Origin of the sequence: Micromonospora sp. NBC_00617, assembly GCF_045161355.1 — a bacterium.
In the GTDB taxonomy this organism is placed as follows: domain Bacteria; phylum Actinomycetota; class Actinomycetes; order Mycobacteriales; family Micromonosporaceae; genus Micromonospora.
Window position 1 is genome coordinate 2,627,876 of the sequence record NZ_CP107751.1, and the last position, 21,025, is coordinate 2,648,900.

Genomic DNA, 21,025 nt, shown 5'->3' on the forward strand with positions numbered 1-21,025 from the left:
CGAGCGGCGCGGTACGCGGGCACCGGCGGGCTCCGGCCGGCGCCACACCCGGCCGGCCGCAGCCCGCCCAGCAGGTCGACCGCGCCGTCCTCGGTTAGATTCACCAGTCGTGAACCTGCCTCGGCGAGCGGCCCTGCTCATCGTGTTGATGACCGTGGCGCAACTACCGGTGGCGATGCGCCAGCTGCTCGTCGTGCTGCTCGGCCACGAGAACACGGGCAGCTTCGCCACCGCCGGAGCGGCCAGCGCCGGCTGCGGCATCGGTCTGGCGCTCACCGCACCCTTCGTCGGACGGCTGTTGGGCCGGATCGGTCATCGACCGGTGCTGCTGGGCACCGGCACCGTCCACCTGTTCGCCCTGGTCGCCCTGGCGGTGACCACCAGCCCGGCGGTGTTCGTGGCGTTGGCCACCGTGGCCGGGCTCAGCACACCTCCGGTGCTCGGCAGCGGACGCTCCCAGCTGGCCCGCATGGTCCCCGCCCCCGCGCTGAGCCGCGCGTACGCCGTCAACGCGGTCGGGCAGGAGTTGCTGTACGTGGGCGGCCCGCTCGCGGTGACGCTGAGTCTGCTGGTCAGCGGACCGGCCGGGGCGCTGCTGACCTTCGCCGCGATCGGCACCGCGGGACTGGTCGGCACCGTCCTCGTGGTGCCCCGCCACACCGTCGACGTCCGGGCTGCCGCAGGCCGGGCCGCGACCTCCGGCCGGGGTACCCGGCGCACCATGCTGAGCACCCACATCGGTTACATGGCCGGCATCGGTGGCATGTGGGTGCTGGTCCCCGCCTTCGCCACCACGGTCGGGCACCCGGACCAGGCCGGATTGCTGGTCACCGTGTGGTCGGTGGGCAGCCTGGCCGGCGGCCTGCTACTGGCGCGCCGAGGTCGACCCGGCACCCCCGGGGGCGCCTACCTGACGTTGGTCGGCACGCTGGCGCTCACCTCGCTGGCGCTGCCACTGCCCCGGACCGTGCCGCAGATGGCCGTCGCGCTGGCGGTCTTTGGGCTCGCGCTGGCACCGTTCCTCGCCGTCACCGACGAACTCCTGGCCCGATCCACCCCGACAACCCAGCTCGCCGAGGCGTACGGCTGGTTGCAGACGGCCGGGCAGATCGGCCTCGCCATCGGCTCCGCCACCGCCGGGGCGGTCACCGACCACGTCGGCAACACCCCGGGCTTCCTGGTGGTGTCCGCGGCCCTGGTGCTCGCCTCGGCCATCGCGCTCACCCGCCGGAGGTCGCTGCGCCTGCCGAGCGCCGCGCCGGAGCCGGCCCCGCTCACCGAACCGGCGACTGCCGCTGGGCGAGGTTTCGCAAGTGACGACGCCGGGTAGCCACCGCCGACGCGGACCGGCATCGACGGGGGGCACGGCGTGGGCTACCGAAATCGCCAAGGTGAGCAGCCGGGCGACCCGCAGCACAGCGAGGACGAGGCCGGCCAGGTGCCACTGGCGCAGGTCGAGGCGGACACCGAGGTGCCCGCACCGGCGGACACCGACGTCAGGCCGGACATCGTGACCGAGCCCGACAACTCGGGTGTCGCCGGTGGTTCGTCCGGCAGCAGCGGCGGCGGGTCGAGCATGCCGGGACACCCCGACGCGACCCGCTGATTCGTGCGGACCTAGAGGATTAAGTCCTGACCCTGGCTGGGGCGGTGGGCGCCGCCGGCGGCGTCGGTGACCGTCGGTGACCTCCGTGGGGGGCGGATGCAGTCGTGAGCGGTATACCTCAGAGTCATATTCATACCTCTGAGGTATACGGCTCAACAGCACATCGACACGGCGGGCAGCCAAAGGCGCTGGCCAGCGTCCCTCGCCGCAACCCCGGCCAGTCCTGAGTGGGGACTTACTCGTCTAGCGGCTCGCCAGCGCCGCCCGAGCCTCGGTCATGCCCTTGTTGGCCAGCCCGTCGGCGCGCTCGTTCTCCGGGTGACCGTTGTGCCCCTTGACCCACAGCCAGGTGACCTCGTGCCGCTCGCAGGCCGCCTCCAGCCGCTGCCACAGGTCGGCGTTCTTGACCGGCTGCTTCGCAGCGGTCCGCCAGCCGTTGCGCTTCCACGACGCCAGCCAGCTCGTGATGCCGTTGCGCACGTAGGTGCTGTCGGTGTGCAGCTCCACGGTGACCGGCCGGTTCAGGCTCTCCAGGGCCTGGATGGCCGCCATCAGCTCCATCCGGTTGTTGGTGGTCGGGGTGGCCTCGCCGCCGCACAGCTCCCGCTCGTGGTCGCCGTAGCGCAGAAGGGCGCCCCAACCGCCCGGCCCGGGGTTGCCGCTGCACGCCCCGTCGGTCCAGATCTGTACGCCCCTGCCGGCCGCCGCATCCACCATGGCAGGCAACCTACCGGGCGGTGACCTGGCGCTGGCCCGTCGGGGGGCCGCCACGCGGGTCGCCGAAAATCATGCGCGCGATCGCTGCCTGGTCTGTCAGAGTCGACGACCGTGGACGGGGACTGGGACGGTCTGCGGGCCGACGTACGGCAGATGATTGACGAGCTGATCGTCAGCGGACGCGAATCCGGGGTGCAGGTCGCCGCGTACCTCGACGGCGTGCCGATCCTGACGGTGCAGGCCGGGGTCGCCGACCGGGCCACCGGCCGGGAACTGGGGGCCGACACTCCGATCTGGAGCGCCTCCACCGGCAAGGTCCTCACCTCGACGGTGGTGCACGTGCTGGCCGAGCGCGGCGAACTGGACTACGACCTGCGGATCGCCGACGTGTGGCCGGAGTTCGCCAGGCACGGCAAGGATCAAGTCACCCTGCGGCACGCGCTCACCCACACCGCCGGCGTGCCCGCCCTGCCCGCCGACGTGACGCCGCAGGACTTCACCGACTGGGACCGGATGTGCGCCATCCTGGCCGACGCGGCGCCGATCGCGCCGCCCGGTGAGGTGAAGGCGTACCACGCGTGGACCTTCGGCTGGCTGGTCGGTGAGGTGGTCCGCCGGGTGACCGGCCGACGCATCTCCCAGGTGCTCGCCGAGGACGTGGCCGGGCCGCTCGGCGTGGCCGACGAGCTGTACCTCGGGGTTCCGGCGGCCGAGCTGGGCCGGCTGGCCCGTGTCGAGGACCGCAATATGGCGGCGCTGTTCGACTACGCGAGCGCCAACCTGCCGAACTTCGACCGGGTCGCCCCGCCCGGCGTCCGGCCCGGTGCGCAGATCGGCAGCCGCGCCGACGTCCTGGCGGCCGACGTGCCGGCCACCGGCACCATGACCGCCCGGGCGGCCGCGCGGATGCTCGCGGCGCTGATCGGCGAGGTGGAGGGTGTCCGGCTGATCTCGCCGACCCGGATGCGGGAGGCGGCGACGCTGGACGGGCCGCCCGGTCCGGAGTGGGTGTTCGGGCAGGAGACGACCTGGGGCCTCGGGTACGCGGTGGACGACGACGGTTCGTTCGGCGCGGCCGGCAGCGGCGGCAGCCTCGCGTACGCGTACCCGGAGCTGGGGTTGACGATCGCGGCGACGAAGACGCTGCTCGGGGCCGGTGACGGTGACCCGATGGAGGACCTGCGCGTGCTGATCCGCGACCGGGTGACCGCGAAGCGCTGACCGGCCCGGGTCAGGTTTCCGGGTCGGCGACGGGCCGGAGCGGCCCGCCCACCACTGCCGCCGGGATGGCCGGCGCGGGCCGGGCGGGCCGCAGCCGGTCGCGCACGCGGTGCGCCGCGTCGCCGGCCGTGGCGGCGATCATCGGCAGCAGTCGGGTGGAGTTCATGATCGCGATCTCCTCGGCGGGGGTGGTGACCCCGTCGAGGAAGCGCAGGACCCGCTCGGGCGGGTTGCGGTCGAAGAGCCGGTCGAAGAATTCGGGACCACCGACGCCGCCCCGGTCCAGCGCGCGCAGCGCCACCGCGTCCATCCAGCGGTGCCGGGCCGGGTACGCGGGCTTCGGCACCGGCGGCTGGCCGACGGCGAGCGCGCGGGCCACCTGGTCGGCCTGGCGGTACATGGTGGAGAAGGTGAAGCCGGTGGAGGGGCGGGTCGCGCCGCCGGCCGTGCCGAGGCGGACGACGCGGGGCGAGGGCCGGGCCGAAAACGGCGCGTCGGTCATCGGGATCACCCCGTTCTCCACCTCGCGGACACGCAGCCCCGCCGGGTCGAGCCCGAGCAGGTCGCGGTAGTCGGCCAGCGCCCTGTCGTACCCGGCGTCGGTGAGCAGGTCGGGTGCGAACTCGGTGTACTCGACCAGGGCGTAGCGGTCGCTGACCGGCAGCACGTAGCCGAAGGAGACGCCCCGGGCGGGCTGCGGGGTGCGGAAGTCCATCAGCACCGCCCGCCGGGGGTCGAACGCGGGGCGGTCGGACTCCAGCCACCAGCCGCGGAAGTGTTGCAACCAGGTCGTCCGCCCCGCCCGCGCGGGTGGGCGGGGGCGGGAGTCGAGCACCCAGCCGGCCCGTACGACACGCCCGTCGCCGGTGCGGACGACCACCCGGGCGCCGTCGTCGGCCACCGTCTCGGCCGGGGCGACGATTCGGATGGCGTCCAGCCGACGCTCGGCCTCGGCAGCCCGGTCGTAGACCGGGCCGGAGCGCAGCATGGCGTACCGCAGCGGGGTCAGGTCCAGGACGCGGCGCCGCGCGGACGTCGCCACCTCGACCTGCCGCCAGCTCGCGCTCAGCAGCGGGTCGAGGTCGGCGCTCGGGTCGCCCCAAAATGCCCAGGTGCGGTCCTGGCCGCGCCTGCGCACCGGGTCGACGACGGCGATCCGCAGGTCGCGGACGCCGTGCCGGTCCAGCGCGGCGAGCAGCAGCGCGGCGGCGCCCCCGCCGCCGAGCAGCGCGAGGTCGACGTCGAGCGGGGCGGAATCGGTCACCGCACCACGCTGCCACACCGTCCGGTCGGGCCGTGCGTCGCGTGGGCCTATTTCCGCCGTCGCCGGCCATACCTCGCCATCGGCCCAGGAGTGACAGCCCGACCCGAGCGGACATCGATCGGAGCACCGGCACCCTCGGGCCGTCCGGGCGTAAGCGCTGCTCTCCCCCGCCTTCGGGTGGACACGTGACGGCAACGAAGGTTTCTCATTTTCACCTGATCGAGGTCCCAACCGACCTAGTGTTGGGCACACCGGTGCTAGTCACGGAGTTGGCCACCCGAACGACGTCCCACGCAGTCAGCGGACGAAAAGTGAGGGAAGACGCGTATGAAGGTCTCAACAGCACTCTGCTCGGCGGCGCTCGGCGTGGGCCTCGGCACGCTCCTGCTGCCGGGCGCCGCACTGGCCGACACCGTCGTGTCACCGGCCACCACCCCGGTCGGGGGAACCGTCGTACTCACCGCGACGACCTGCAACCCGAAGTCGGGTGACGTCATCTTCCGCGTCACCGGACCCAACCGCGACCAGAACGTCCGATCCACCACCGCCGCCGCCGGCGGCGGGCTCAGCGCCGAACTGTTCACCGCCGGGTTCACCCTCGGCACGTACACGGTGGCCGCGACCTGCGGCGACGGCAGCTCGGCGGGCAGCGCCACGTTCACCGTCACCCCGATCGGGGGCGCCCCGGCCGGCTCGGGCGGCGACAACCGCGACGGTCGTGACGCGGGCGCCCTCGCCGCCGGAGGCACCCTGCTCGGCACCGCCGCCGCCGGCGCGGTGGTCCTGTTCCGCCGGCGTCGTCCGGTGTCCACCGTCGCCTGACCGGCGACGCGCTCCATCCCTGAGGACGGATGCCCGTGCCGGTGACACCGGCACGGGCATCCGACGATCCCTACGGAGGTCAGCACGTGTGGAGGCGACAGACCCTGCCGGCGGTGGTCGCCCTGCTCGGCGTGTCCGGGCTGGGGCTGATCACCGTCGGCCTCACCGCCGAGCCGGCACGTCCCCCACGCCCGCCGGCCGACGCGCCGACACGCACCCGGCCCGCGCCGGACCTGGCGCCGCTCTCGCGCGCCGCGCCCGTCCGAGTCCAGATCCCGGCCATCGGCGTACGCGCGGAGATCGTCCCCGTCGGCGTGGACGCCGCCGGGGTGCTGGAAGTCCCCCCGCTGGACAAACCGACCCTCGCCGGTTGGTACCGGCACGGGGTCAGCCCCGGAGAGACCGGCAACGCCGTCCTGGTGGGACACGTCGACTCCCCGGCCGGCCCGGCGGTCTTCTTCGACCTGGGTCGACTGCGCGCCGGCCAGGAGATCCAGGTCACCCGTGCCGACGCGCGGGTCACCACGTTCACAGTGGACGGCGTCCACGCGTACCCCAAGGACCGCTTCCCCAGCGGCCTGGTCTACGGCCCGGCGGACGCCGCCGGACTGCGCCTGGTCACCTGCGGCGGCCGGTTCGACGACTCGACCGGCAACTACGTGGACAACATCGTCGTCTTCGCCACCCGCACCGCCTGAGGCGAGGACCCCGCTGTCGGGAGCCGGACGCCACTGGGCAGAATCCGGCGGCACCATGCCCTGCGAGCACCGTGGCCGCGTCGGTGCGCGGGAGGGGGGCGCGTCGTGGATCAGCGAGCGGTACGGGACCGGGCCGGCCGTGGCGTACGCGCCCTGGCCCGGCGGCTGCTCGGCCGCCCCGGCGGAGAGGTTCCCACGCCCCGCCGGTCCAACCCGGACGCCGGCGGTGTTCGCCCGGCGCGCTGGCCCTGATGGCGGCGGCGGCCCTCGCCCTGTACCGCCTGTTCCGCCGCTCCGGCTGGCTCTGACCCCTTCCTCAGCGATCTTGCACTTTCTGTCGCCGATACGCACCCTTTGCCGGCAATGCGGGGACAGTAAGTGCAAGATCGGCGCCGGGTCAGGAGGGCGTCCGGCTCAGGAAGGCGCGGATCCGTTCCCGGGGGCGGTCGGTCAGCTCCGGGCCGTGGGTGAACGCGGCGATGTCGTACTCCAGCTCCCCGAGCACGTGGGAGGTCTGCCGGGTCATCCGGAAATCGCTGCACAGCAACCTCGGTGACCACCGGACGCCGAGCACGTTGAACAGCGCGTCCCCGGTGATCAGCAGCCGGGTCGGCTCGTGCAGCAGCGACACGTGACCGGGCGAGTGCCCGGGGGTGTGCACCACCCGCAGGCCGCCGCCGACGTCGAGCACGTCGCCGTCGGCGAGCGGCTGCGCCACCCGCACGGCGGGAAACCGACCGCCGGCCACCCGGGTGAAGAACCGACCGCCGGTCACCGCCGGGTCGGCGGGCGGGTTGTGGCCGGCCTCGGCGTACGGGACGTCGTCGGCGTGCGCGGCCACCGGGGCGCCGGTGCGGCGGGCCAGTTCGGCCGCGCCGCCCGCGTGGTCGGGGTGCGCGTGGGTCAGCACGATCCGGGTGACGTCCGCCGGGGTCCTGCCCATCGCGGCCAGCCCGCGCACGATCCGGGCCGGCGCCTTGGCCAGCCCGCAGTCGACGAGCGTGACGCTGCCGTCGTCGTCGACGAAGGCGTACGAGTTGACGGCCGAACGACCCACGGTGGGGATCCGCCAGGCGTTCGGGGCGAGCGGTATCGCGGGGGAACGCGTCATGGCGCGAGTCTAGGGACAATCGTCAACCATCACTGCCCGTCGACCATCGGCCCGCCGCCGTCCGGACGGGGGCTAACCTCGCCCGGGTGATGTGGCAGCGGTACGTGGCGATCGGCGACAGCACCACCGAAGGGCTCGACGATCCCGACGGCGACGGTGGCTACCGGGGCTGGGCCGACCGGTTCGCCCTGGCGGTGGCGCGCGCCCAGGGCGGGCTGGAGTACGCGAACCTGGCCATCCGTGGCCGGACCACCGCGCGGATCCGCGCCGAGCAGCTCCAGCCGGCCCTCGATCTCGCCCCCGACCTGGCCACCGTGGTCGCCGGCATGAACGACGTGCTGCGCCCCTCCTTCGACGCGGACCAGGTCGCCGAGGACGTCGCGGCGATGCAACGGGCACTCGTCGGGCAGGGCGCCACCGTCCTGACCTTCACCATGCCGGACCCGGCGCCGGTGATGCCGCTGGCCCGGCCGCTGCGGGGCCGGATGCTGGCGCTCAACGCGGCCCTGCGCGCGGCCACCGCGCAGACCGGGGCCACGCTGCTGGACCTGGGGGCGCATCCCGTCGCCTCGGATCCGCGGCTGTGGAGCGACGACCGGCTGCACGCCAACAGCGCCGGGCACGCGCGGATCGCCGCCGCGCTGGCGTACACCGCGGGTCTGCCCGGGTTCGACGACTCCTGGACGGCGCCGCTGCCGCCGGCGCCACTGCGGCGCCGCGCCGAGGTGCTCGGCGCCGAGCTGGCCTGGACCCGCCGGCACCTGCTGCCCTGGGTGGCCCGGCACCTGCGCGGCCGGTCGTCCGGGGACGACCGGGTCGCGAAACGGCCGGTGCCCCTGCCGGTGGCGCTGGACCGCTGACGGCCGGCCGCTCGGGGCGGCCGGCGGTGCGGCAGGATGGCGGGATGGGCAAGGGCACGGGTGGCCGGCGGGCGAACGCGACGACCGGACGGCTCTGCCCGTGCGGCTCCGGCCAGGCGTACGCCGACTGCTGCTTGCCGGTCCACGGCGGCACCGCCCAGGCGCCGACGGCCGAGGCGCTGATGCGCTCCCGGTTCAGCGCCTTCACCCTCGGCGACGCCAGCTACCTGCTGCGCAGTTGGCACTCGTCGACCCGACCCGCCCGGCTGGAGCTGACCCCGGGGCAGCGGTGGACCCGGCTGGAGATCGTCGAGACCGAGCGCGGTGGCCTGCTCGACGCCACCGGCACGGTGACGTTCCACGCCCACTACCGCGAGGCGGGTCGGCCGGGCACGCTTACCGAACACAGCCGGTTCGTCCGCGAGGACGGCCGATGGGTCTACCTCGACGGCGACCAGCCCTGACTCCGGCGTCACGGTGTCGGTCCGGGGTGTCGCCGGCGGGCCAGCAGCGCCAGCGCCACGACGACGTACGCCCCGGCCGCCGCCGCGAACGCCACCGCGTTGCCGGCCGCCGTGGCGACGAGACCGTAACCGGCGTACGTCCCGATGATCAGCACGTCGGTGGCCATCCCGGCCAGCGAGGTGACGGTGGCCCGACTGGTGCCGGTGATCCGGGCCTGCAACCGCGCGTCGGCCAGCACGGTGGCCAGTTGCGCGGCGCCGAACGCCACCGCGAGTAGCGCGAAGCCGGCCGGGTGCCGGACCAGCGCGCCCCCGGCCAGCGTGACGGCGACCAGACCGAGCAGCACGGCGTAACCCCGGCGGCCCAACCGCTCCCCCGCCGGGGCGAGCAGCCCACCGACGGTCACGCCGGCCCACAACAGCAGGAGCAGCAGCGGCACGGCCTGCGCGCCGACGCCGGTGTCCACGGCCAGCAGCGGCGTGTACTCGTCCAGCGCGCCCCAGTCGGCGGCCACCACCGCGACCAGCAGCACGGCCGCCCGTACGGGGGGCCGCGCGCGGACCTGTGCCACGCCGGCCCGCAGCGTGCCCCACCAGGTCAGGTCGCCGTCGTCGTCAGGTGCCGCCGAATCGGGCGACTGGTCGCCGGGCACCGCGGCGACGGGCGGCACGCCCGGCGGCGGGTCGTGCGCGGGGTGTGCCGGTGCCGCGCCGGGCGGCCGGCGGTGCTCGGGGAACCGGGCCGCGACGGCGGCGGCGAGCAGGCAGGCGAGCACGCTTGCCGCGCCGACCGCCGGGTACCCGCCGACGGCGAGCACCGGGCCGGCGAGCACCCCGGTGACCACCACGCCCAGCACACCCGCCGTCCGGGCCCGACCGAGCACCCGGGCGTACCGGCCGACGGCGCCGAGCCGGTCCAGTTCGGTCCAGACCAGCGCCTCCAGGGCGCCGGACACCAGCGCCCCGCCGGCGCCCCACAACAGAAACCCGACCGCGAAGGCCGGATACGACGGGAGCAGCACCCACAGCGCGTAGCCGGCGGCGGTCACCAGCGGGGCGAGGCACAGCAGCAGCCGGCGCGACACCACGTCGGCCCACGCGCCGGACGGCACCTCGAACAGGATGCCGGCGGCCGACCAGATGACGAACAGCGACGAGATCTGCCCCACCGACAGGCCGGTGTCGGCGAAGAGCACCACGTACAGCGGGTAGAGCAGGACGAGGTCACTGAGGAACGCGTACCCGTAGAGGGTCACCGACAGCCGGCGGACCGCCGGGTCGGGTACGCGCGAGGCGAGGTGGCTCATGGGGCCTTCCCGTGGGAGTGGAGACGGACACCGGACGTGCGGTGCCCGTGGCGGTCCACGGGTGCGGCCTACGGCATTGGATCAATGTCGCCAGGTCATGCCGGCGATGGTAGACCGGCGTGAAGGTTGCCGGCCAGCGCTTTCGGCGCACGACGGGAGCGGGGCGGGATCCGCGTGGATCCCGCCCCGTCGTCCCGCCGAGGTTCAGCGCCGGTGGTGATCCACCGGCGGGATGACCGTCGTGGTCTCGCTGTCGTCGCTGGTGCGCTGCCCCGGAACCCCGCCGCTGATCACCTGGGTCGTGTCGGCGTCACGGTGGGAATCCACCACCTGCGTGGTGTCCGCGTCGGCGGGGCGGGTCACCACCTGCGTGGCCTCCGGATCGGACGGCCGCGTCGTCACCTGGGTGGCGTCCGCGTCCGCGTCGGCGCGGGCAGCCGTCGAGCGGGCCAGTTCGGCCTCGGCGTCGCGGCGACCGGCCCGGTAGGCGCGGGCGTGCGTGGCGATCAGCTGCGACTCCTGCTCGGCGCGGGTCAGCCACGCCTCCCAGCGGCTCTGCATCGGACGGATCAGGCCACCACCGACCCCGACGACGAGGATGCCGCCCACAGTGGCCAGCACCGCGATCAGCACCGGGGTGGTGACCGCGGTGGCCACGCCGATCTGGTTCAGCGCCGCGATGACGCCCAGGCCGAGGATGAACACCGAGGCGATACCGGCCAGCACCCGGCCGTACGACAGCCCGCCCAGCGCGCCGCTGATGATGTCCTTGACGGCGTTGGCGATGGCGGCGGCGACCACGACGATGACGATCGCGACGAAGGCGCGGGGCAACCACGCGACCACGGCCGTGATCAGGTCGGAGATCGGATTGGGCCCCCAGATGCCGAAGGCGAGTTGCAGGGTGAGCAGCAGCACCGCGTAGTAGGCGAGCTTCGCGACGATGTCACTGGCGTCGTACCGGGAGCGGCTCAGAGCCCGGCGGATGCCGCCGCGCTCGACGGCGCGGTCGAAGCCCACGCGTTCGAGGATCTTCTCCACGATCTTCAGTACGGCCTTGGCGATCAGCCAACCGGCCACCAGGATCGCCAGGAAGGCGACGGCCTTGGGCAGGAAGAGCATCACCGAGCGAAGGGCCTCGCCCACCGCGTCGCTGACGTTGTCACTCATAGGGTCGTTCCTCCATGCGGAGCAGCCGGGATGGTAGGTCCCCGACCTACCCCCACCAGCGGCCGGGGAAACGCCGCTCCCGCTTCGCGGGGTCTAGCGCACGGACGAGTCTTGGCAATATTCTCCGGAGTACGTGCGGCCACTGGAGCTACTTTTCATCCCCCCGCCGTCGGCCGCAGGAGGAGATGTCATGCACGTCGACCATTCCGAAGTGGACCGCCGAACGCTGCTGCGGGCCGGTCTCGGCGCGGCCACGGTCGCCGTCGTCGGAAGCGAACTCGCCTTTTCGGGCGCGGCGCAGGCCACTCCCGGCACCGATCTGGACTGGATCATCAGCTGCGACGAGTGGGCCGCCCGCCCGCCGAACGACCCGCTGTCGGTCAGCGCCATCCCCACCAACAAGATCATCGTGCATCACATGGCGTTCCCGAACGTCACCGACTACTCCCGCGAGCAGGCGGTCAAGCTGGCCCACGACTGCCAGGACCTGCACATGGACGGCAACGGCTGGTCAGACACCGGCCAGCACTTCACGGTGAGCCGCGGCGGCCACGTGCTGGAGGGCCGCCGGGGCAGCCTGGAACGCCTCGAAGCGGGCGACCGCCAGATGATCTCGGCGCACTGCCCGGGCGAGAACGGCCGGGCCATCGGCATCGAGAACGAGGGCACCTACGTCACCGAGACCCCGCCGGAGGCGCTGACCAACTCGCTGGTCAAGCTCTGCGTGGCCATCTGCCGGCAGTACGGGCTGCACGCGTTCGACATCTTCGGCCACTGGGACTTCCGCACCACCGAGTGCCCGGGCGCGGCGTTCTACCGGCAGTTCCCGGAGCTGCGGCGGCGGGTCCACGCGGCCCTCGGCACCAAGCTGGGCGACGTCCCGGCCCGCCGTTGGCCGGACCTGTGGCGGTTCGTCAACTCGCCGTCGGTCCGGGTGGTGCAGCACCTGCTGGCCCACCGGGGCTACGCCGTGACGGTCAGCGGCACGTTCGACGCCGCGACCGTGGCCGCCGTGCAGGACTGGCAGGCCCGCAACGGCATCGCCGTGGACGTGGACGCCACGCTCACCACGGCGACCTGGGAGACCCTGGCGCCCGAGCTGGACCAGCACGCCGCCGGCGCGCCGGTCACGGCCGTACAGGAGATCCTCGCGACCAAGGGGTACGCGGTCACCGTCACCGGGGCGTACGACCACGCCACCCGCAGGGCCGTGCAGGACCTGCAGGCGCTGCACGGGCTGCCGCGCAACGGCAAGCTCAGCACGAGCACGTGGTGCGCGATCGTCGGCGGCTCGGTCCGCCAGTCGTTCACGCACCACTGACCCTGCGCCGGAGGCGGCACCGGGTGATCCCCGTGCCGCCTTCGCCGCGGGCGGACGCTGGTCACCAGCACGCACTCGGGGCCTGAGCAGCGCAATGTCGGCGGCGCGTCGGTTTGGCCGACGCCTCAGGCGGAAAGGTTGCCCGGCATGACATGGGCCCGTCGAGCCGTACCCGCCGTCGCCGCCGCCGTCGCGGCGCTCGCCGCGCGGGATCTGATCCAGCGCGACCACGCGCTGCTGCGCAACTTTCCGGTGCTCGGCCGCGCCCGGTACCTGCTGGAGGCCATCGGGCCGGAGCTTCGGCAGTACATCGTGGCCGGCAACAACGAGGAACGCCCGTTCACCCGCGACCAGCGTCGCTGGGTGTACGCGTCGGCGAAGCAGGAGAACAACTACTTCGGCTTCGGCACGGACAACGACATCGAGCACACTCCCGGCTACCCGATCATCAAGCACCGCACGTTCGGCCGGGCCGTGCCGCCGTCGTCCCCGACGGCCGGGCACGACGTGCGACTGCCGTGCGCGAAGGTGCTGGGCGCAGCGCGGGATCGGGCACGCGCTTTCCGACCGGAGTCGGTGGTCAACATCTCCGGGATGAGCTTCGGCTCGCTCTCCGGCAACGCCATCACCGCCCTGAACAAGGGGGCCGCGCTCGCCGGGTGCCTGCAGAACACCGGCGAGGGCGGCCTGTCGCCGTATCACCGCAACGGTGGTGAGCTGGTCTTTCAACTCGGCACGGCGTACTTCGGCTGCCGCGACGAGCACGGCCGCTTCAGTCTCGACCGGCTGAAGGACCTGGTCGCCGGCGCCCCCGTCCGGGCGTTGGAGATCAAGCTGAGCCAGGGCGCCAAACCGAGCCTCGGCGGGCTGCTGCCCGGGGCGAAGGTGTCCGCCGAGATCGCCGCCACCCGGGGCATCCCGGCGGGGAAGGACTGCGTGAGCCCGTCGCGGCACGCCGAGTTCTCCGACTGTGACAGCCTGCTCGACTGGGTGGAACTGCTGGCCGCCGAGACGGGCCTGCCCGTCGGCATCAAGTCGGCGGTCGGTGACCTCACCTTCTGGCAGGAGCTGGCCAGCCTGATGCGGGACACCGGCCGGGGCGTCGACTTCGTCACGGTCGACGGCGGCGAGGGCGGCACCGGCGCCGCGCCGCTGATCTTCACCGACTCGGTGTCGCTCCCGTTCCAGCAGGGCTTCTCCCGGGTCTACAAGGTCTTCGCCGAACACGACCTGCACGAGCAGGTGGTGTTCATCGGCAGCGGCAAGCTCGGCCTTCCGGACAACGCCATCGTGGCGTTCGCGCTGGGCTGCGACATGGTCAACGTGGGTCGGGAGGCGATGCTGTCGATCGGCTGCATCCAGGCGCAGAAGTGCCACACCGACACCTGCCCCACCGGTGTGGCGACGCAGAACGCGTGGCTGGCGCGGGGCCTCGACCCGACGCTCAAATCCGTCCGGGCGGCCAACTACCTGCGGACGCTGCGCCGGGACCTGACGAAGGTCGCCGAGGCGTGCGGCGTCGAACACCCCGGCCTGATCGGCACGGACGCCGTGGAGATCCTGGACGGCCGCACCGGCTCCACCCCACTGCACGAGGTGTACGGCTACCAACCGCACTGGGGCCTGCCCTCGCCGGCCGACCAGAAGGAGATCATCCGGCTGATGACCCCGGAGTCGCCCCGGGGTGGCAGCGCCCCTCCGTCGGCCACCGCCGTCGGCTGAGCGCGGCGGCTCAGGACGGCGGAAGCAGACGCGGCCTTCTGCTCTGGGCGGCCATAACTCCGACGAGCGGTATTCCTGTGCGTCATAAAGATGACTCACAGGAATACCGCTCTGCCGCATCATGTCCACCGCTCGCGGTGACGGGCCGCGCGGGTCGCGCGTCGCCTAAGGAGCGGGGCGGGGCCGCGCGGGTCGCCTCCAGAGTGGGGCGGGGCGGAGCGGGGCCGCGCGGGTCGCGCGCGTCGCCTCCGGAGCGGGGCGGAGCGGAGCGGGGCGGAGCGGGGCGGGGCGGGGCGGGGCGGGGCGGGGCGGAGCGGGGCGGGGCGGAGCGGGGCGGAGCGGGGCGGAGCGGGGGGAGCGGGGGGAGCGGAGCGTGCTGTGCAGGGGCGATGTCGCGTCGGCCGGCACGACGGTCGCTGCCGGGGCTGCATCTGGCATCGACCGGTCGGGGCATTCGTCATCGGCGGTCGCCGATTGGTAATCGCGTGGAGCCGCTGCCGGCGACACCCGTATCGTGGCGCGGTGCTGATCAGACGCGAGACGCCTGCCGACGTCGATGCCATCCGCGCGGTGCACGCCGCCGCTTTCGCCAGGACCACGGACGACGGCACGCCGGCCGAGGCGACGCCAGTCGAGGCGACGCCGGCCGAGGCGACGCTTGTCGACGCGCTGCGCGCCGATGAGGGCTGGCTGCCCGCGTACTCCCTGGTGGCGGTTGATCCGGACGGCCTGGTGGTGGGGCACGTGGTGGCCACCCGCGCGCGGGTGGCCGGCCAGCCGGTCGCCCTCGGCCTGGGGCCGCTCGGCGTGCTTCCCGCGTGGCAGCGTCGCGGCGTCGGCACCGCGTTGATGCACGCGGTGCTCGGCGCGGCCGACGCCCGCGACGAACCGCTCGTGGTGCTGCTCGGGCATCCCGAGTACTACCCGCGCTTCGGGTTCCGGCCCGCCGTCGAGTTGGGCGTCACACCGCCACAGCCGTGGGGTCCGCCGTACTTCATGGCTCGACCGCTGACCGCGTGGCGCGAGTCGATTCGGGGCGAGTTCCGCTACGCCCGCCCCTTCGACGAGCTGTGAACCCACCGCGCATCCGCCGCCGGCGTGCCGCCGACCTCGACGGCTGCGTCGCGGCGCTCGCCGACGTGCACCGGGTCGACCGCTATCCGCTGAACTGGCCGGCCGACCCGCACCGCTGGCTGCGCGAGCCGCACCCGGCGCGCGCCTGGGTCGCCGTCGACCCCGCTGGAACGATCGTCGGACACGTCGCGGTGCACCGCCTGCCGGACCCGGCGGACGAGCCGCGCGCCGATCCGGCAGCCGAGGTGGCCCGCCTCTTCGTGGCGCCGGCCGCCCGCGGGCTGGCGCTGGGCAGCGCTCTGCTGGCCCGGGCACGGCACTGGGCGGACGCGCGTGGGGTGCGTCTGGTGCTCGAAGTGGTCGCCGACGGCGCCGCGGCCGTCGCCCTCTACGAGCGCACCGGATGGCGGTGCACGGGCACGAGCACGGCATCGTGGACCGCCCCGGACGGCAGCCCGGTGTCGCTGCGGCGTTACACCGTGGGCTCCGACGCCGCCCCGGCCAGCGCCGCCAGGCGGCGGGCGAGCCGGGCGGCGGCCTCGCGCAGTTCGGCGGGCTCCAGCACCTCCACCTCATAGCTCAGGCGGGCGATGTGCGCGGCGAGCCAGTCCAGGCTGTCGCCGCCGATGACGAGCACGCACCACCCGTCGCGGTCGGCCTCCACGCGCCCCACCTGCGGCGGCACCACCTCCCGCACGCGCTCGGGCGGGGCGTGCACCCGCACCCGGGCGAGCTGCCGGTAGGGCGCGTCGGTCACCGACCGCTGCACGAAAGCGATCGGATCCGGATGCTCGCGCGATCGGAAGCGCCAGGTCGTCGCCACCGTGGCCCGCATCCGGTCCAGGCGGAACGTCCGCCAGTCGTCACGATCGACGTCCCAGGCCATCAGATACCAGCGACGGCCGGTGGTGACCATCCGGACCGGCTCGACCGTCCGCTCCCGTTCACCGGCGTCGCGACCGGCGTAGCGGAACCGCACCCGCACCGCGTCACGGCAGGCACGGGCGAGGGTCACCAGCAGCTCCGCATCGATCTCCACCACCGGTCCGACGAGGGTATCCGTCCAGCCGTGCACCGCTCGCACCTCGGCGCGCAGCCGCGCCGGCATCACCTGGTCAAGTTTCGTGAGTGCCCGCAGAGCCGCCTCGCCCGCCCCGGCGACCGTGCCTCCCGACGCCAGTCGCAGGGAAACCGCCGTGGCGATCGCCTCCTCGTCGTCGAGAAGCAGCGGCGGCAGCCGGGTGCCCGCGCCGAGCCGGTAGCCGCCGCCGACGCCAACCGACGCCTGGACGGGATACCCGAGCGCGCGGAGCCGTTGCACGTCACGGCGCACACAGCGGTCGGTGACACCCAGTTCGGCGGCGAGCTCGGTGGCCGTCCACGACGACCGCCGCTGCAACAGGGCCAGCGTCCGCAGCACCCGCTCCGTCGTCGCCTCCACCGTCACCCGCCGATCGTTGCACGAATAGCGGAACGATCCTGTCCGCCATCCGCGAGAGGGTGGCGGCATGACCAGCCAGACCAGGAAAGAGGGAGCTGTCATGGCCCGCGAGGTGCAGATCACGTTCGACGCCGCCGACCCGGCCAGCCTGGCGGCGTTCTGGGCCGAGACGCTCGACTACGAGTTGCAGGGGCCGCCCGGGGACTTCGACTCGTGGGACGCCGCGCTGGACGCGATGGGTGTGCCACCGGAGCGCCGCAACGACGCGTCGGCGGTGGTCGATCCCAGGGGCGCGGGGCCGCGCCTGTTCTTCCAGCGTGTGCCGGAGGGCAAGCAGGCCAAGAATCGCGTACACCTCGACGTGCGGGCCGCCCCCGGGCTCACGGGTGACGAGCGGATGGCGGCCCTGGAGGCGGAGGCCGAACGGCTCGTCGCCCGCGGCGCCACCCGCCTCGCACGGCACGAGCCCGCTCCCCCGCTCGGCGCCGGTCACCTCGTGCTCGCCGACCCCGAGGGCAACGAGTTCTGCCTCGACTGATCGGGCGTTCGCCCAGCTCACCGCCGCGATGGACGGGCGTCGTGCGAACATGTGTACGTGTCGACCGGCGCCCACATCCTGCACGCCGACCTGGACGCCTTCTACGCGTCGGTCGAGCAGCGCGACGACCCGCGCCTGCAGGGGCGGCCGGTGATCGTCGGCGGTGGTGTGGTGCTCGCCGCCAGCTACGAGGCGAAGGCGCGGGGTGTCCGCAGCGCGATGGGTGGCCAGCAGGCGCGCAGGCTGTGCCCGGACGCGATCGTGGTGCCGCCCCGGATGGCGGCGTACACGCAGGCCAGCCGGGCGGTGTTCGAGATCTTCCGGCAGACCACGCCGCTGGTCGAGGGGCTCTCCATCGACGAGGCGTTCCTCGACGTGGGCGGCCTGCGGCGGCTGGTCGGCGCACCGGTCGACATCGCCGAGCGGCTGCGCCGGGAGGTCCGCGACCGGGTCCGCCTGCCGATCACAGTGGGCGTGGCCCGGACGAAGTTCCTGGCGAAGGTGGCCAGCGGGGTGGCGAAACCGGACGGGCTGCTGGTCGTCGCCCCCGACGCCGAAGTGGAGTTCCTGCACCCGCTGCCGGTGGAACGGCTGTGGGGCGTCGGCCCGGTCACCGCGGCAAAGCTACGGGAGCGCCGGATCCGTACCGTCGGGGAGGTGGCCCGGCTCGGCGAGGCCGCGCTGGTGTCCCTGCTCGGGGCGGGCGCCGGCCGGCACCTGCACGCCCTGGCCCACAACCGCGACCCCCGGTCGGTGCAGGTGGGCCGCCGCCGGGGCTCGATGGGCGCGCAGCACGCGTTGAGCCCTACCCCGCATGCCCCCGCGGAGCTGGACGCCATCCTGGCGGGCCTGGTCGACCGGGTCACCCGGCGGATGCGGGCGGCCGGGCGGTCCGGGCGCACGGTGGTGCTGCGGCTGCGCTATGGCGACTACACCCGGGCCACCCGCTCGCACACCGTCCGCAAGGCGACCGCGGACACCACGCCGCTGCTGGACGCCGCGCGGGCGTTGCTGCGGGCCGCGCTGCCGGAGATCGAGCGCCGCGGAGTCACCCTGATCGGCGTCTCGGTCGGCAATCTCGACGACAACCCGGTGCAGCCGGAGCTGCCGTTCGACGTCGACACCGGGGCCGACCTGGACGCCGCGGTGGACGCGGTCCGCGACCGGTTCGGCTCGGCGGCGCTCACCCGGGCGGTGCTGCTGGGCCGGGACCCGGGCGTCGAGATGCCGCTGTTGCCGGACTGACGGGCACGACGCGCTGCCACGCAGATCACAGCGGGTGGGGGTTTACCGGCGGTGCGAGTGGAGACGTTTGGGGGAATCAGCCTGACAGGGGGGACCACCATGTCCGACGACATGAGCAACCGTGCGAGCCGGCGTGCCGAGCGTCCGCGCGACGTGACCGATCCGCTGCTCTGGCAGCTCGCGCTCGACGTGCTGGGCGCACACGAGCCGGACGGGAACGGCGCGTGCCGCAACCTGCTCTGCGCCGGCCAACCCTGGCCGTGTGCGGCGCGCAGCACCGCTGAACAGTCGCTCCGGCTGGCCCGGCGGGCGGACGACACATCGCCAACAGCCGCCCCGCAGCGATCCGACGCCGCCGCGTCGACCGGCCGGTCCCCGGAGAGGGCTTCGGCTGCGCGGCAGACCCGTGCGACCGGGTCGGTGTCGACGGCGACCGCTTCGGCCGCCTGAGGCCCACCCGCCGAACCGCCTCCCCGACATGCCAGCGGGCGCTCGACCGGAATCCGGTCGAGCGCCCGCTGCTGGTGCTCTTACAGGCTGAGCCGCTGGCCCGGAAGGATCAGACCCGGGTCGGCGCCGATCAGCTGCCGGTTGCGCTCGTACAGGGCCTGCCAGCCGCCCGCCTGGCGGTGGCTGTCGGCGATCTCCGACAGGGTGTCCCCCGGCTTGACGACGTACGTGTCGTCTCCGGCCGCGGGGGCGGTGCGCTCGTGGTTGCGGGTCGCCGGCTGGTCGCCGCGCGACGACCGCTCCTTCGGGGCGGTGGAGCGATCCTTCCGAGCGGTGGACCGGTCCTTCTCGGCAGTGGACTTCGACGACTTCGTCGAGGACTTCGCGGCGGCGCCGCCCGACGAACCGCCCTTGCGGCCACAGGTCGGCCACGCGCCGATGCCCTGCCCGTCGAGTACCTTCTCGGCGACGGCGATCTGCTCGCCGCGGCTGGCCAGGTCGGCACGGGCGGCGTACTTCTTGCCGCCGTAGCCGGCCCAGGTGCCCTGGGAGAACTGCAGGCCGCCGTAGTAGCCGTTACCGGTGTTGATCTTCCAGTTGCCGCCGGACTCGCACTGGGCGATCGCGTCCCAGTTGACACCGGCCTGGGCCGGGGCCGCGGGCCCGAAGAGGGCGACGGCGCCGGTGACCGCGCCGACGGCCAGGGTGCCGACGGCGACGCGGCGGGTGGTGACCCGTCGATGACGGGGCGTGTAGACAGACGTCATGTGTGGTTCCTCCACGCCGGCGAGGTGAGCTGTCGGGTTCGGGCCGAGGAGCCCGGCCGCGCGGTGGCGGCTTCACCCCGAGGTGACATGCACCGAGGAACGTGGGTCCCCCGCTCCTGCCCGGGGTTCTGGTATCCGACGACCGGGGGCAGGATTTGGCGTTGCCGGTCGTGGTGTCCACGGTGGTGGACTCGACCGACGGTAGGCACGGTCAGTGACCCTCGCCCAACGCTTGTGAACTTGTTCACCGGCGCACGCATAGCGCCTCTGCCAGCGGTTGCGGATGACGCGCGGCTGTGCACCGACCATGATGGACCGATTCCGATCAGGCCCGGTGGTCACCGTCCGTACGCAGCCAGGCGGTGATGCGACGGAGCAGTTCGACGTGTCCGGGCGACTCGTAGGACCGGGTGTCGTGACCGAGAGCGGAGTAGACCACCCGGCTGCGACCGAGGGTGCGTGCCCAGACCAGTGGATGGGTGGCGCCGCCCTCCTCGTGCGCGTACAGGCGAGCGGATGCGCGACGCTGGTGCGCCGGGCGAGGAACGGGCCGATCGGCGCTCCTGGGAATTGACGTTCGGGCAGGAAACCATAGATCGACGGCCGCGATGTTCGGAAGCACACCGGGTCGACCCCGGCAACCTTCCCAGGAGGAGAGCATGCCGATCCACCGGAGCCGCATCGGCCGCCGCAGTGCCGCCGCCACTCTCGTGACCGTACTGGCCAGCGCCGGCCTGACCCTGCTCGCACCGACCGCCGCGCACGCCTCCAGCCCGTGCACCAGCCTGACCTTCTACCGGGTCGGCGGCTACCCCGGCGGCGCGGACATGCACGTGCCAACCATTGGCTGGCAGACCGGGAACAAGCAGTGCTATCTCAGCTACGGCCACTCGGGTTCGGCGGTGCTGGTGCTGCAGGAGGCGCTGAACAACTGCTACGCGCGGTCACTGACCCTCGACGGCAACTACGGCTCGAAGACCCGCGACGCCGTCCGGTACGCCCAGCACAAGATCAACGAGGACATCGTGTACGCGAACATCGCCGAGGACGGCGAGTACGGCCCGCAGACCCGGGCGTACATGGGCTTCGCGATCTTCGGGGTCAACGGCGGCCCGGTCATCCCGAACGTCTGCTACTACCCGGGCTGAGCCGCGCGACGGCGCCGGTCGGAGTCCCCCGTGGATTCCGGCCGGCGCCGTCGTTGCGCCCCCCTACCCGGTTCGGTCC

Annotated in this window: 24 protein-coding genes and 1 riboswitch; of the genes, 16 read left to right on the top strand and 8 right to left on the bottom strand. The window is 73.6% G+C overall.

Going from position 1 to position 21,025, the window contains the following annotated elements:
* Positions 1-109: 109 nt before the first annotated feature.
* Both OG505_RS12065 and OG505_RS12070 read left to right on the top strand, forming a co-directional pair.
* Positions 110-1,330 carry an MFS transporter gene (locus OG505_RS12065; protein ID WP_405433222.1) on the top strand — a complete coding sequence of 407 codons (1,221 nt, stop codon included), beginning with the start codon at positions 110-112 and terminating at the stop codon, positions 1,328-1,330.
* Between the two features lie 39 nt (positions 1,331-1,369).
* The gene (locus OG505_RS12070; RefSeq protein WP_405433223.1) at positions 1,370-1,606 is read left to right on the top strand and encodes a preprotein translocase YidC; all 237 of its coding nucleotides are present in this window, start codon (positions 1,370-1,372) and stop codon (positions 1,604-1,606) included.
* A 243-nt stretch (positions 1,607-1,849) separates the two neighbouring features.
* Here OG505_RS12070 and rnhA read toward each other — a convergent pair whose 3' ends face one another.
* Complete coding sequence (gene rnhA, locus OG505_RS12075; RefSeq protein WP_007459445.1) at positions 1,850-2,323, bottom strand: ribonuclease HI; 474 nt, start codon at positions 2,321-2,323, stop codon at positions 1,850-1,852.
* Positions 2,324-2,434: 111 nt separating this feature from the next.
* Between rnhA and OG505_RS12080 the strand changes: the two genes are divergently transcribed.
* Complete coding sequence (locus OG505_RS12080; RefSeq protein ID WP_405433225.1) at positions 2,435-3,544, top strand: serine hydrolase domain-containing protein; 1,110 nt, start codon at positions 2,435-2,437, stop codon at positions 3,542-3,544.
* A 10-nt stretch (positions 3,545-3,554) separates the two neighbouring features.
* On the opposite strand, the gene OG505_RS12085 is transcribed toward OG505_RS12080, so the two are convergent.
* Positions 3,555-4,826 carry a lycopene cyclase family protein gene (locus OG505_RS12085; protein WP_405433226.1) on the bottom strand — a complete coding sequence of 424 codons (1,272 nt, stop codon included), beginning with the start codon at positions 4,824-4,826 and terminating at the stop codon, positions 3,555-3,557.
* Between the two features lie 309 nt (positions 4,827-5,135).
* Between OG505_RS12085 and OG505_RS12090 the strand changes: the two genes are divergently transcribed.
* From OG505_RS12090 to OG505_RS12100, 3 genes are all read left to right on the top strand, one after another.
* A complete protein-coding gene (locus tag OG505_RS12090) occupies positions 5,136-5,630 on the top strand; it encodes a hypothetical protein (RefSeq protein ID WP_234591483.1) in 495 nt (164 codons plus the stop codon).
* Positions 5,631-5,716: 86 nt separating this feature from the next.
* Positions 5,717-6,328, top strand: a complete 612-nt coding sequence (locus OG505_RS12095) for a class F sortase (protein ID WP_405433229.1) — start codon at positions 5,717-5,719, stop codon at positions 6,326-6,328.
* A gap of 105 nt (positions 6,329-6,433) precedes the next feature.
* Positions 6,434-6,580, top strand: a complete 147-nt coding sequence (locus OG505_RS12100) for a hypothetical protein (RefSeq protein WP_405433231.1) — start codon at positions 6,434-6,436, stop codon at positions 6,578-6,580.
* A gap of 145 nt (positions 6,581-6,725) precedes the next feature.
* Here the strand turns inward: OG505_RS12100 and OG505_RS12105 are convergent, their stop codons facing one another.
* Positions 6,726-7,439, bottom strand: coding sequence for an MBL fold metallo-hydrolase (locus OG505_RS12105; RefSeq protein ID WP_405433232.1), 714 nt, complete (start codon positions 7,437-7,439; stop codon positions 6,726-6,728).
* Positions 7,440-7,528: 89 nt separating this feature from the next.
* On the opposite strand from OG505_RS12105, the gene OG505_RS12110 reads away from it, so the two are divergent.
* Both OG505_RS12110 and OG505_RS12115 read left to right on the top strand, forming a co-directional pair.
* Positions 7,529-8,299: an SGNH/GDSL hydrolase family protein gene (locus OG505_RS12110; protein WP_405434476.1), complete on the top strand. Its 771-nt coding sequence runs from the start codon at positions 7,529-7,531 to the stop codon at positions 8,297-8,299.
* Between the two features lie 44 nt (positions 8,300-8,343).
* Complete coding sequence (locus OG505_RS12115) at positions 8,344-8,763, top strand: YchJ family protein (protein ID WP_405433234.1); 420 nt, start codon at positions 8,344-8,346, stop codon at positions 8,761-8,763.
* A gap of 8 nt (positions 8,764-8,771) precedes the next feature.
* Here OG505_RS12115 and OG505_RS12120 read toward each other — a convergent pair whose 3' ends face one another.
* The gene (locus OG505_RS12120) at positions 8,772-10,070 is read right to left on the bottom strand and encodes an MFS transporter (protein WP_405433235.1); all 1,299 of its coding nucleotides are present in this window, start codon (positions 10,068-10,070) and stop codon (positions 8,772-8,774) included.
* Positions 10,071-10,274: 204 nt separating this feature from the next.
* A complete protein-coding gene (locus OG505_RS12125) occupies positions 10,275-11,240 on the bottom strand; it encodes a mechanosensitive ion channel family protein (RefSeq protein ID WP_405433236.1) in 966 nt (321 codons plus the stop codon).
* A 190-nt stretch (positions 11,241-11,430) separates the two neighbouring features.
* On the opposite strand from OG505_RS12125, the gene OG505_RS12130 reads away from it, so the two are divergent.
* The 4 genes from OG505_RS12130 (at position 11,431) to OG505_RS12145 (ending at position 15,935) form a co-directional block, all read left to right on the top strand.
* Entirely contained in the window at positions 11,431-12,561 is a 1,131-nt protein-coding gene (locus OG505_RS12130; RefSeq protein ID WP_405433237.1) for a peptidoglycan-binding protein, read from the top strand.
* A gap of 147 nt (positions 12,562-12,708) precedes the next feature.
* Positions 12,709-14,283 carry an FMN-binding glutamate synthase family protein gene (locus OG505_RS12135; protein ID WP_405433238.1) on the top strand — a complete coding sequence of 525 codons (1,575 nt, stop codon included), beginning with the start codon at positions 12,709-12,711 and terminating at the stop codon, positions 14,281-14,283.
* A gap of 522 nt (positions 14,284-14,805) precedes the next feature.
* The gene (locus OG505_RS12140; protein WP_405433240.1) at positions 14,806-15,357 is read left to right on the top strand and encodes a GNAT family N-acetyltransferase; all 552 of its coding nucleotides are present in this window, start codon (positions 14,806-14,808) and stop codon (positions 15,355-15,357) included.
* Entirely contained in the window at positions 15,354-15,935 is a 582-nt protein-coding gene (locus OG505_RS12145; RefSeq protein WP_405433242.1) for a GNAT family N-acetyltransferase, read from the top strand. Before OG505_RS12140 ends, OG505_RS12145 begins: the two co-directional genes overlap by 4 nt.
* On the opposite strand, the gene OG505_RS12150 is transcribed toward OG505_RS12145, so the two are convergent.
* Positions 15,830-16,804 (bottom strand): helix-turn-helix transcriptional regulator, encoded by a 975-nt coding sequence (locus tag OG505_RS12150; protein ID WP_405433244.1) that lies wholly within the window; start codon positions 16,802-16,804, stop codon positions 15,830-15,832. The two genes, OG505_RS12145 and OG505_RS12150, sit on opposite strands and share 106 nt — an antisense overlap.
* Before the next feature lie 94 nt (positions 16,805-16,898).
* Here OG505_RS12150 and OG505_RS12155 point away from each other — a divergent pair, with 94 nt between their 5' ends.
* The 3 genes from OG505_RS12155 to OG505_RS12165 all read left to right on the top strand — a co-directional run bounded on the left by OG505_RS12155 (position 16,899) and on the right by OG505_RS12165 (position 19,031).
* Positions 16,899-17,336, top strand: a complete 438-nt coding sequence (locus tag OG505_RS12155) for a VOC family protein (RefSeq protein ID WP_405434478.1) — start codon at positions 16,899-16,901, stop codon at positions 17,334-17,336.
* Positions 17,337-17,393: 57 nt separating this feature from the next.
* The gene (dinB, locus tag OG505_RS12160; RefSeq protein WP_405433246.1) at positions 17,394-18,581 is read left to right on the top strand and encodes a DNA polymerase IV; all 1,188 of its coding nucleotides are present in this window, start codon (positions 17,394-17,396) and stop codon (positions 18,579-18,581) included.
* Positions 18,582-18,692: 111 nt separating this feature from the next.
* On the top strand, positions 18,693-19,031 hold the full coding sequence (locus OG505_RS12165; protein WP_405433248.1) for a hypothetical protein: 339 nt from the start codon (positions 18,693-18,695) through the stop codon (positions 19,029-19,031).
* A gap of 80 nt (positions 19,032-19,111) precedes the next feature.
* On the opposite strand, the gene OG505_RS12170 is transcribed toward OG505_RS12165, so the two are convergent.
* Positions 19,112-19,798, bottom strand: coding sequence for a transglycosylase family protein (locus OG505_RS12170; protein WP_405433249.1), 687 nt, complete (start codon positions 19,796-19,798; stop codon positions 19,112-19,114).
* Positions 19,798-19,942, bottom strand: a riboswitch (cyclic di-AMP (ydaO/yuaA leader). (Overlaps the previous gene by 1 nt.)
* 181 nt (positions 19,943-20,123) lie before the next feature.
* Positions 20,124-20,480 carry a ThuA domain-containing protein gene (locus OG505_RS12175; RefSeq protein WP_405433251.1) on the bottom strand — a complete coding sequence of 119 codons (357 nt, stop codon included), beginning with the start codon at positions 20,478-20,480 and terminating at the stop codon, positions 20,124-20,126.
* On the opposite strand from OG505_RS12175, the gene OG505_RS12180 reads away from it, so the two are divergent.
* The gene (locus OG505_RS12180) at positions 20,458-20,946 is read left to right on the top strand and encodes a peptidoglycan-binding protein (protein WP_405433254.1); all 489 of its coding nucleotides are present in this window, start codon (positions 20,458-20,460) and stop codon (positions 20,944-20,946) included. The genes OG505_RS12175 and OG505_RS12180 overlap by 23 nt on opposite strands.
* The last annotated feature ends 79 nt before the right edge of the window (positions 20,947-21,025 follow it).

Coding starts and splice junctions, on each gene's coding strand:
- OG505_RS12135 (WP_405433238.1), top strand. CDS start 12,709: ATGACATGGGCCCGTCGAGCCGTACCCGCCGTCGCCGCCGCCGTCGCG.
- OG505_RS12120 (WP_405433235.1), bottom strand. CDS start 10,070: ATGAGCCACCTCGCCTCGCGCGTACCCGACCCGGCGGTCCGCCGGCTG.
- OG505_RS12165 (WP_405433248.1), top strand. CDS start 18,693: ATGAGCAACCGTGCGAGCCGGCGTGCCGAGCGTCCGCGCGACGTGACC.
- OG505_RS12090 (WP_234591483.1), top strand. CDS start 5,136: ATGAAGGTCTCAACAGCACTCTGCTCGGCGGCGCTCGGCGTGGGCCTC.
- OG505_RS12175 (WP_405433251.1), bottom strand. CDS start 20,480: ATGCGGCTCCGGTGGATCGGCATGCTCTCCTCCTGGGAAGGTTGCCGG.
- OG505_RS12110 (WP_405434476.1), top strand. CDS start 7,529: ATGTGGCAGCGGTACGTGGCGATCGGCGACAGCACCACCGAAGGGCTC.
- OG505_RS12180 (WP_405433254.1), top strand. CDS start 20,458: ATGCCGATCCACCGGAGCCGCATCGGCCGCCGCAGTGCCGCCGCCACT.
- OG505_RS12170 (WP_405433249.1), bottom strand. CDS start 19,798: ATGACGTCTGTCTACACGCCCCGTCATCGACGGGTCACCACCCGCCGC.
- OG505_RS12130 (WP_405433237.1), top strand. CDS start 11,431: ATGCACGTCGACCATTCCGAAGTGGACCGCCGAACGCTGCTGCGGGCC.
- OG505_RS12125 (WP_405433236.1), bottom strand. CDS start 11,240: ATGAGTGACAACGTCAGCGACGCGGTGGGCGAGGCCCTTCGCTCGGTG.
- OG505_RS12105 (WP_405433232.1), bottom strand. CDS start 7,439: ATGACGCGTTCCCCCGCGATACCGCTCGCCCCGAACGCCTGGCGGATC.
- rnhA (WP_007459445.1), bottom strand. CDS start 2,323: ATGGTGGATGCGGCGGCCGGCAGGGGCGTACAGATCTGGACCGACGGG.
- OG505_RS12155 (WP_405434478.1), top strand. CDS start 16,899: ATGGCCCGCGAGGTGCAGATCACGTTCGACGCCGCCGACCCGGCCAGC.
- OG505_RS12115 (WP_405433234.1), top strand. CDS start 8,344: ATGGGCAAGGGCACGGGTGGCCGGCGGGCGAACGCGACGACCGGACGG.